Genomic DNA, 8,128 nt, shown 5'->3' with positions numbered 1-8,128 from the left:
CAGGAGTGGACGGACTGGACCCGGCAACCGCGACCACGCAACACTTCGACAACAGGGCCTCTTGCTTCTCGCTGGACTCGACAACCGCGAGCTACTAAGAGGCCCTTCTCTTCATGCCCTGACGTCAGCCAACTCACCCGATCCAGCATACCGTTCGAACCAGACCAAGCACACGAACGGATAGAGAACGGCCAGTGAGCCAGTGGATGGCGGACAACGCGTGGGTGTGCTGGATCGAGCAGAGCGAACCGTGGGCCCTGGAGTCGCAACTCATCTCCCGACTCGACCTCCCACTGAACCTGGACCAGAACCGCCACAACGCGTTCCACAGCCGCTTGAAAGGGCTGCGAGCCCAAGCGCGCCAGCGGGCCCGAGAGTTGCCCATCAGTGCGTAGGCCACCGAATGGGCCGATGGGCCGCTACTTGCGCCGTCTCTGGACCATCCGAGGACGCTGGGCAGTGGCCAATGACGACCAACGATGACCATCAGGCGCACATCCCCACCGCCCTGACAAGCAAGAACCAGGCCACCAAGAGTTCTGGCAAGACCAGGGCAAGAAGACACCCACCCGCGAGGGAGCGAGGAGCCTTGACCATGTGAGTGGCCGCAGGTCACGGCCGCCCTCGATCAGTCGCGGGCGTGCAGCGGCGCAGCATGTGCATCATGAGGCATGGGGATCGATCTGGAGTTGCACTCATCGCGGCCGGCTCGCAACAACTGGCACAAGTCCCGCGTGACACTCCTGCGGAGCTCCTACGGGCATGGCGACGCGCTGGCCGATGCTCTCGGCTCACTCCAACTCCTCGGAGTACCGGGGAGGCTCACTGCCGTCGATCCGTACGGAGACACGTTGATGAACGAACAAGAGGCCGAAGTCGCCCTCCGGGAAATCCACGGCCTGAGGCAGAGGTGCGGCGATGAACGTCAGCTCGCCGCGCTGGACGACCTCGCGACGATGCTGGAAGAGTGCGCGGCCACTCCAGGAAGTTACTTGTGGTTTGCGGGCGACTGATGCTCGTGTCACGTCCGCTGTGTGAGTGTCTGACTGAGTGACGACGATGCGCACGCACAACGGCGAACAAGCCCGGACGTCTGCGGACCGGCAACGCAGGTGACACCAGCCCCTGGCAGGGCCCACACCCAGATTGCTCCGGGACGAAGCCGGCGCTCCGTTGGGGTGCGCCGCATGACCGACGACGCTCCGGCCTGTCCCGTGTGCAACCAGCCCATGACGTCCGGCGGCTTCGTCCTCGTCAAGCGGGAGGACGATGGCAGGCGGACCTGCCGGACACTGCTGAGGTGTACCAGTCGGCACGTGTGGTGGCGCTGGGCCGACCGGCCGGAGGGGCCGCTGGAAGCCTGCCCGGTGCCCGAGCTGTTCCGGTGACATCCGATTGCTGACATCAAGCCCCCGGACGACGGCGGTTCGAATCCTGCGACCTCCGCCGCTTCACGCCTCCTCGTTTTACGGAAGACCGTCAGCAGCACGACCCGCTGTCCTGGCGCGAGCCAGTACGGGATGCGCACGGCCTCGCCGTCCAACTCCCTCCGACGCGAAGACCCCCCGCCCTCGACGTGAAGCCCCCGCCGTCCGGAAGGCACGAGGCGTCCGGGCGGCGGGGGCCGGGGGATTGAGGGGGGCGTCAGGGGGCCATCAGTGATATTCCGAACGGCGTGGCCTGCGGGGCCGATTCTGTGCCGTCGGCGGACACGGCGGTGACGACGTAGTAGTAGTACGCCCTCGCCAGGCCGGGGTCCTTGTACGTCGGTGCCGTCACGCCCGTGGCGATGCGGTGCTCAGGGGTGAAGACGTCCGCGCCGGAGGTGGACCGGTAGACGTTGTACGACACGGTCCGGCCCTGGTCGCACGCTCCCACCTCCCAGTTGAGCTGGGCGTAGTCCGCGCCCCTGCCGCCCCCGGTGATCCGGGGGGTGGCCGGTCCGTCGAAGACGGGACAGGGCACGGTGGCTCCGGCCATCGGTGAGAAGTCGGACCACTGGCTGTGCGTGCTGACGGCGCGCACCACGTAGTACCAGGTCTTGCCGGCGGGGACGTTCTCGTTCGTGAACGTCGTCCCCGTGATGAGCGGGGAGACCGAGTAGGCCGACGTCGGGTCCGTGCCGGTCGTGCGGTAGACGTAGTAGCCGGCCACATCGGTCGACGTGCTCGCGGTCCACTCCACCTTGACGTTGCCGTTCTCGGCCGTCGCGGTGACCGAGGCAGGCGCGGCGGGCTTCTCGTGGACCGGCAGGCGCTTGCCGTAGACGGTGCCGTAGCCGGGCTCCGGCATGGGGGAGACGTTGCCGGCCGCGTCGACGGCGCGGACGGTGTAGCCGAACTGCACGCCGGCCGGGGTGCTGGTGTCCAGGTACTTGCCGTCCCGCACCACGGCGATCTGCTCCCACGCGCCGAACGTGGCCTGGCGCATGACGAGGTAGTGGTCCGTGTCGTCGGTGTTGGGCGTCCAGACGAGGTGCACGCCGTCCGTGCCGTCCCAGGCGTCCAGGCCGTACGGCATGCGCGGCGGGGTGACGTCGCCGGTGCGGGTCGCCGAGGCCGTCGCCGACGGGTTGGACTCCGTGCCGAGCGTCGTGACGGTCCGCACCTGGTAGTGGCGGGCCTCGCGGACGGGCGCCGTGTAGTCGTCGTAGGCGGGGCCGGTGACCGGCGTTTCGGTCAGCCGGGTCCACGGACCGGCGGCCGACTCGGCGGCATAGACGTGGAACCGGTGGGACGCGTCACCGTCGTACCGCCAGCCGACGGTGTTGCGGTCGACCCAGCCGTTGGCGGAGACGGCCGCCGGCGGCAGCGGCCTGGCCTCGGCGACGTCGAGCCGGATGGGGGCGGAGTACCCGGAGGCGTTGCCCGCGCTGTCCTTGGCCCGCACGCGGTAGTAGTAGGTCGTGCCCACGGCGGCGGACGGATCCGTCAGGGCGGCGCTCTGCGTGGGCGTGCCGACGGAGGTGAACGGCCCCTCGGGCGCGACGGCCCGCTGCACCTCGTACGAGTTCGCCCCGCTCACCGGGGACCAGGAGAGCCGGGCGCCTGCGGACGGGTCGTGCGTGGCCGTGAGCCCGGTGGGGACGGCGGGGGCCGTCCTGTCGGCGCTGACGACGCTCGTCACCGCGGACAGCGCGGAGGCGTTGCCGGAGCGGTCGACGGCGCGGAGGGCGTACTCGTAGGTGGCGCCGCTGGCCGGGGGCGCTTCGGTGAAGGTGGTGCCGGTGATCGGGGTGGAGGTGCGCAGGCTCCAGCCGCCTGCGCCGGCGAGGCGGCGGTAGACGCGGTAACCGGCCAGATCCATCTCGTGGTTGCGGGACCACGTCAGCGTCGCCTTCAGGGTGGACGCCGAGTATCCGGACTTGAGGCCCGCCGGGGCCAGGGGGGCGGTCTTGTCGTACGTGGCGCTGATGACCGGCTTGTAGGAGAAGGAGATGTTGGCGGTGCCGGTGAAGGCGGCGAAGTCCACACGCAGGGTGTGGGTCCCGCGCGGGACGGTGAGGCGGACGGTCTTCCGCTGGGTCGAGCTGACGTTGTGCCACAGGTCGATCCTGCGGTTGCCGTCGAGGTAGACGCGGGCGCCGTCCTGGACGGCGACGCTCAGGTCGAAGGGGCCGCCGGAGCCGAAGTTGCGGGTGGTGGTCCAGCGGACGCCGAAGTAGTTGCTCGGCAGGGTCACGCCGGAGGGATCGCCGTAGCCGTAGTTCTCGGCGATGGCGGTGTCGCAGACGGTGGCCTTCGGAGTGCCGGAGAAGCTGGTGTTGGCGTAGTACTGGGCCTTCCACACGCCGGCCGAGCACGTCACGGCCGCATGCGCGGTGGTGGGGAAAGCGAGCCCGGCCAGGGCTGTGGCCAGGGAGAGCACGACCGCACCACCTGGACGGCGCGCCGCGCCGAGGGATATTCGCATCTGCGGATGCTCACACTTTCGACGATGAGATGAGGACAAGGCGTGTATGCCGCCCCAATGGTGCCATTTGAAGATCACGTGCGATAGGTGGTCGGTCGAGCGCCAGCACTGGTCGTAGGAGATCAACTCCCCCTCCACCGAGAGCGGATCGGGGTACTCGACCCACAGCTGGGGCACCCGCGCCCGCCCACCCCTCACACGCAGCGGCCCTCCGTCACGCGCCCCGCTCCGCCACCCCCGGTCCCGTCTCCGGGACGGTCGGCCGGGAGGGGTCGGGTGGCGCGAGGACGTAGCCCGCGATCAGGCCCGCCACGCCGAGGAGGCTGTTGATGTAGAGCTCCGCCGCGTACGTGGGGCCGTTGACCGCCATGATCAGCACGATTCCGGTCACGAGCACCGCGAGGAACGCCGTGTAGTGGCGGCGGAGCGACTTCCTGAGATCGATCGGCATGCTTGCTCACCCTTTCCGTCTGTCCCACCTGGGACGACAGTCATTCGAGCAGGCGCCGCTCCACGTGGTCCAGGAAATCCGTCGGAGTTCGGTCCTCTTGGAAACGTCGGAGGAATTCGGCCTTCTACAGCGGGATTCGGTGAAGTTCAGCGAAAGGGCCCGGAGAGTGGGACGATCACGGTCGTCGGACCGGGTGAGGCCCTCGGGGGAAGCATGGACACCCACTCGCGCAGTGCGCCACCGCCCGTGCGGCGGTTCGCTGCGGAGTTGCGTCGGCTGCGCATCACGGCGGGCGACCTGCAGATAAGGACGATCGCCACGCGGGCGCAGTGCAGTCCCGCGACGGTCTCCGAAGCGCTCAACGGGCGGCGCCTGCCCAGCGAGATGGTCACGCGTCGTCTGGTCGCCGTGCTGGGCGGCGACTGGGGTCACTGGCAGGTCCTGTGGCGCGAGGCCAGGACGGAGCTGGACGCGCTGAAACGGGAGGGCCCCGGACTGCCCGCGGAAGCGCTGCACGCCGAGATGGTGCGCTACCCGGACCCGACGTCCTTCTACCGCGCCTCGGCCGACCGCATCCGCTCCGCCCAGCGCGAGATACGGCTCACCTACGTCCGGCTCCACCCTCCCGGTCACTGGGGGGCGGTGGCGGTGGCCGAGTACTACAGCACGGTGCTGCAGTGGGCCCGGGACCACTCCGGTGAGGGCGCCAGCGTGCGACGCATCATCGGCGTTCCCGAGCGCGGCGGCGCTCCGCGGACGGCCTACCTGCAGTGGCTGCTGGAGCATCAGCGGGAGACCGCCGACATCTACGCCTACGAGGCGCGCGTCATGCCCTGGACCGCCTCCTGCGCCTGGCACAACACCGGCCTCGTGGACGACACCGTGACCTTCCTGTCGTTCTCCGGTGCGGGCCGGCAGCAGCTGACGGGCTTCAGCGTCGAGGGGCCCGCCTTCCTGTCGTACTTCGCGGACAGCTTCGACCTGGCGTGGGGCGCGCTGGAGCCGCTGGACTCGTACGTGGCGCGGCACTGCCGATAGCCCTTCGCTCTTTCCCGCTCCCGCTCCCGCTCCCGCTCCGATTGACCCATGTTCCCGCCCGGAAGTGCACCTCTCCCCGGGTCTTTCCCGACCCTACGGTCGAGGCATGACCTGGATCCTCGGCGCGGCGCCCGGCGCCGCTGAGGCGGCCTCCTCGCCGTTCGTCTCCGCGTTCAATCTGTCCATCGCCCTCGGCGCCTTCGCCGGCGGCCTCGCCGTCGACGGCGTCGCGGCCACGAGCGTGCTCTGGATCGGCGCCGTCCTCGTGCTGGCGGCGGCCCGGTTCGCGGTGGGCGGCGCCCGCCGTGCGGCGGGCGTACCGGCCGGGTGACGCCCCCGGGCGGGGCGGGGGCGCGTGGCCGGTGGCGGGCGGCTCAGACGCGGTCGGCCGCGATCAGGACGTACTGGAACGAGCCGTCCCGGTACGACTCGATGAACGCCTCCTCGATGCCGGTGACCAGCGACGACGTGGCCCGCAGCTCCCAGTAGGGCAGCGTGTCCGGGGTCAGGTCGATGACCGTCTGCGGTACGAGGCGGTTGTCGGCCATGGCCCGCAGGTACTCACGGCGGGAGTGGATGTTGCACTCGAAGTGGGCGTTGATCTGGGAGACCCACTTGGACGGCTGGCCGTAGCGCGGGTTCCAGCAGCCGGTGATCGTGACGTACCGGCCGCCCACCCGCAGGAAGCGGGAGTGCTCGGCGAACAGGTCGTGCAGGTCGACGTACATGGACGACTCGTTGTTCCACGAGGCGGCCACGCTGCCCTTCTCGAAGGGCGTGTCGAGCATGTTGCACACGCGGGCGCGCACGTGGTCCTCGATGCGCAGTTCGCGTGCGCGGCCGTTGGCGAAGTCGGCCTGCGCGGAGGAGAGGGTGACGCCCTCGACCGTGCAGCCGAAGCGGTGATGGGCCATGACCATGGAGCCGCCGCGTCCGCAGCCGGCGTCGACGAGGGTGTCCTCGGCGCGGACGGGGCCGAGGTGGTCCAGGAGGAACTCCGCCTGGGCCGACTCGAGCCGGTGCAGTTCGGCGATCAGCTTCTTCTCGTACTCGCTGTGCTCCGGGTCGCCGAGCGCGGCGTGGTCGACGGGGCCGATGCCGTAGTGGTGGTGGTAGAGCCCGTCCACGTCGCCGAGGCGCAGGTTGACCGGCCTCGCCTCGTTGTTCCAGTAACGGGCGATGTCCCCCTGGTAGGGCGTCGCCGGGGCGGGGATGGCCGCGGAGGCGGCGGGGGCCGTTTCGGTGGTCACAGAGATGTCCGTTCCTTACCAGAAGTCGGGCAGGCTGTAGCGGTAGGTGTTGGTGCGGTGCCAGTCGTGGTTGCCGTCGACCCAGGCGGCCACGCCCTTGAGGAAGCGCAGCACGGCGGGCAGGGGGCAGGTGGCGGCCAGGTCGGCCGCGGCGGCCTCGAAGGCGTGCATGAGGTCGTTGTGGATCTCCACGGCCTTCAGGTACGCGTCGCGTGCGGAGAGCCCCTCGCGCTCCGCGAGCACCACCGGGAGGTTCAGGTGGCGGCCGGGGCTGTCGAGTTCCTTGGTGTACGAGTAGAGGTCGTTGACGATGGTCGTCGCGTTGCCGGCGAGGGCGATGACCCGCTGCATGTCCGGCCGGGCGTGGGCGTCCGCGGGCAGTTCGTAGCCGCCGACGGTGTCGGTGATGGTGGGGCAGGGGCGGAAGTTGTTGAACTGGCGCATCGCCAGGTACTCCCACACCTCCGGTACGTGACCGGTCTCCGCCCAGGCCGCCTCGGCCAGGTAGCCCATGTGCAGACGGGCCATGTCGTGGCGGTAGCGGTCCGCCTGGGAGGGCGTGGCCGCGTGCACGAAGTGGTCCATCGCGCTGCGGTACGCCCGGCGCGGGGCGTCGGAGCCGAGCGACTCCTGCCACGCCGGCGCGTACTCCGGGGTGGTGTGGAGGTGGTCCAGCGCGGTGTGGGCCAGGAGGAGCCGGCCGCCGAGGCCCACGGGCGAGCCTCCGTGGTCCTCGCAGTAGCAGTCGTCCACGGCGTTCTCCGCGACCATCAGCCGGGTCGCCAGCATCAGGTGGTCGACCGTGGGGGCGTCGGGGTGGCAACCGACCATGTAGCGGCCCACGGAGAAGCCGTCGAACTGGCCCTCCCACTCGTCGGGGTAGAGCTGGACCTCGTCTTCCGCCCAGCGCTTGATCCGGCGGCTGACCTCCTCGACGCGTACGGGGTCGGGCTCGGGGACGGGGTGGTGGTAGAGGCCGGGGACGGCTCGGCCTTCGGCGGGTGGGCGGGGTGAGGTCTGCGGGGCCGGCGGAAGGGGTGGCGGTTCGAGGAGGCGGGCGAGGGAGAGGGAGGCCGTGCCCAGGCCGGTGGGTCCGCCGAGGGCCCGCCGTGGAGCCTGGGGGGCGGCGAGGACAAGGGCGGGGGCTGCAGACGCCGCCGACGCAGTGGGTACGACCGCTACGGCCGGTGCGCCTGGACCCGCCGCCGGTGCTGCTGGTACAGCGGGGCCCCCCACCGGGCGCGACGGTGCGATCGGGGGATGCGGGGCCGTCGGGAGGGCGAAGGTTCTCGGCGTGGCAGCGGCCGGCGGGGCAGCGGCCGGCGGGGAAACGACGTCCGGCGTACGGGCATCCGGCGCGGGGCCGCCGGGTGCGGTGACGTTCGGTGTCGTGACGGCCCTGCTGGACCGCTGCCCGGGGATGAACGGTCCGGGGGACCCGGGTACGGGCATCCGTAGCTCCTTGCTCCAGTGGGGG

9 protein-coding genes and 1 pseudogene are annotated in these 8,128 nt (G+C 70.5%); 5 read left to right on the top strand and 5 right to left on the bottom strand.

What is annotated here, in order from left to right; all coding sequences use genetic code 11:
• Positions 1-140 precede the first annotated feature (140 nt).
• The 3 genes from ABZY13_RS13065 (at position 141) to ABZY13_RS13055 (ending at position 1,388) form a co-directional block, all read left to right on the top strand.
• The gene (locus ABZY13_RS13065) at positions 141-395 is read left to right on the top strand and encodes a GIY-YIG nuclease family protein (protein WP_356629876.1); all 255 of its coding nucleotides are present in this window, start codon (positions 141-143) and stop codon (positions 393-395) included.
• Between the two features lie 276 nt (positions 396-671).
• Entirely contained in the window at positions 672-1,013 is a 342-nt protein-coding gene (locus ABZY13_RS13060; RefSeq protein WP_356629862.1) for a hypothetical protein, read from the top strand.
• 174 nt (positions 1,014-1,187) lie between these two features.
• The gene (locus ABZY13_RS13055; protein ID WP_356629860.1) at positions 1,188-1,388 is read left to right on the top strand and encodes a dehydrogenase; all 201 of its coding nucleotides are present in this window, start codon (positions 1,188-1,190) and stop codon (positions 1,386-1,388) included.
• Between the two features lie 50 nt (positions 1,389-1,438).
• Here the strand turns inward: ABZY13_RS13055 and ABZY13_RS13050 are convergent.
• From ABZY13_RS13050 to ABZY13_RS13040, 3 genes and pseudogenes are all read right to left on the bottom strand, one after another.
• Positions 1,439-1,543: pseudogene (locus tag ABZY13_RS13050) on the bottom strand (type II toxin-antitoxin system RelE/ParE family toxin); the annotation flags it as partial.
• Between the two features lie 101 nt (positions 1,544-1,644).
• Positions 1,645-3,912: a PA14 domain-containing protein gene (locus tag ABZY13_RS13045; RefSeq protein WP_356629858.1), complete on the bottom strand. Its 2,268-nt coding sequence runs from the start codon at positions 3,910-3,912 to the stop codon at positions 1,645-1,647.
• Between the two features lie 214 nt (positions 3,913-4,126).
• The gene (locus ABZY13_RS13040; protein WP_356629856.1) at positions 4,127-4,363 is read right to left on the bottom strand and encodes a hypothetical protein; all 237 of its coding nucleotides are present in this window, start codon (positions 4,361-4,363) and stop codon (positions 4,127-4,129) included.
• A 213-nt stretch (positions 4,364-4,576) separates the two neighbouring features.
• Between ABZY13_RS13040 and ABZY13_RS13035 the strand changes: the two genes are divergently transcribed.
• Both ABZY13_RS13035 and ABZY13_RS13030 read left to right on the top strand, forming a co-directional pair.
• The gene (locus ABZY13_RS13035; protein WP_356629854.1) at positions 4,577-5,401 is read left to right on the top strand and encodes a helix-turn-helix domain-containing protein; all 825 of its coding nucleotides are present in this window, start codon (positions 4,577-4,579) and stop codon (positions 5,399-5,401) included.
• A 106-nt stretch (positions 5,402-5,507) separates the two neighbouring features.
• Positions 5,508-5,732, top strand: coding sequence for a hypothetical protein (locus ABZY13_RS13030; RefSeq protein ID WP_356629852.1), 225 nt, complete (start codon positions 5,508-5,510; stop codon positions 5,730-5,732).
• A gap of 43 nt (positions 5,733-5,775) precedes the next feature.
• Here the strand turns inward: ABZY13_RS13030 and ABZY13_RS13025 are convergent, their stop codons facing one another.
• Positions 5,776-6,651, bottom strand: a complete 876-nt coding sequence (locus ABZY13_RS13025; protein WP_356629850.1) for a geranyl diphosphate 2-C-methyltransferase — start codon at positions 6,649-6,651, stop codon at positions 5,776-5,778.
• A 15-nt stretch (positions 6,652-6,666) separates the two neighbouring features.
• Positions 6,667-7,905: a family 2 encapsulin nanocompartment cargo protein terpene cyclase gene (locus tag ABZY13_RS13020; protein WP_356629874.1), complete on the bottom strand. Its 1,239-nt coding sequence runs from the start codon at positions 7,903-7,905 to the stop codon at positions 6,667-6,669.
• Positions 7,906-8,128 lie beyond the last annotated feature (223 nt).

The sequence above is a fragment of the Streptomyces sp. NPDC006610 genome (assembly GCF_040611575.1).
Classification (GTDB): Bacteria; Actinomycetota; Actinomycetes; order Streptomycetales; family Streptomycetaceae; genus Streptomyces.
Note: the sequence above shows the minus strand (reverse complement) of the source record. Positions and strands in the feature narration are given on the sequence as shown.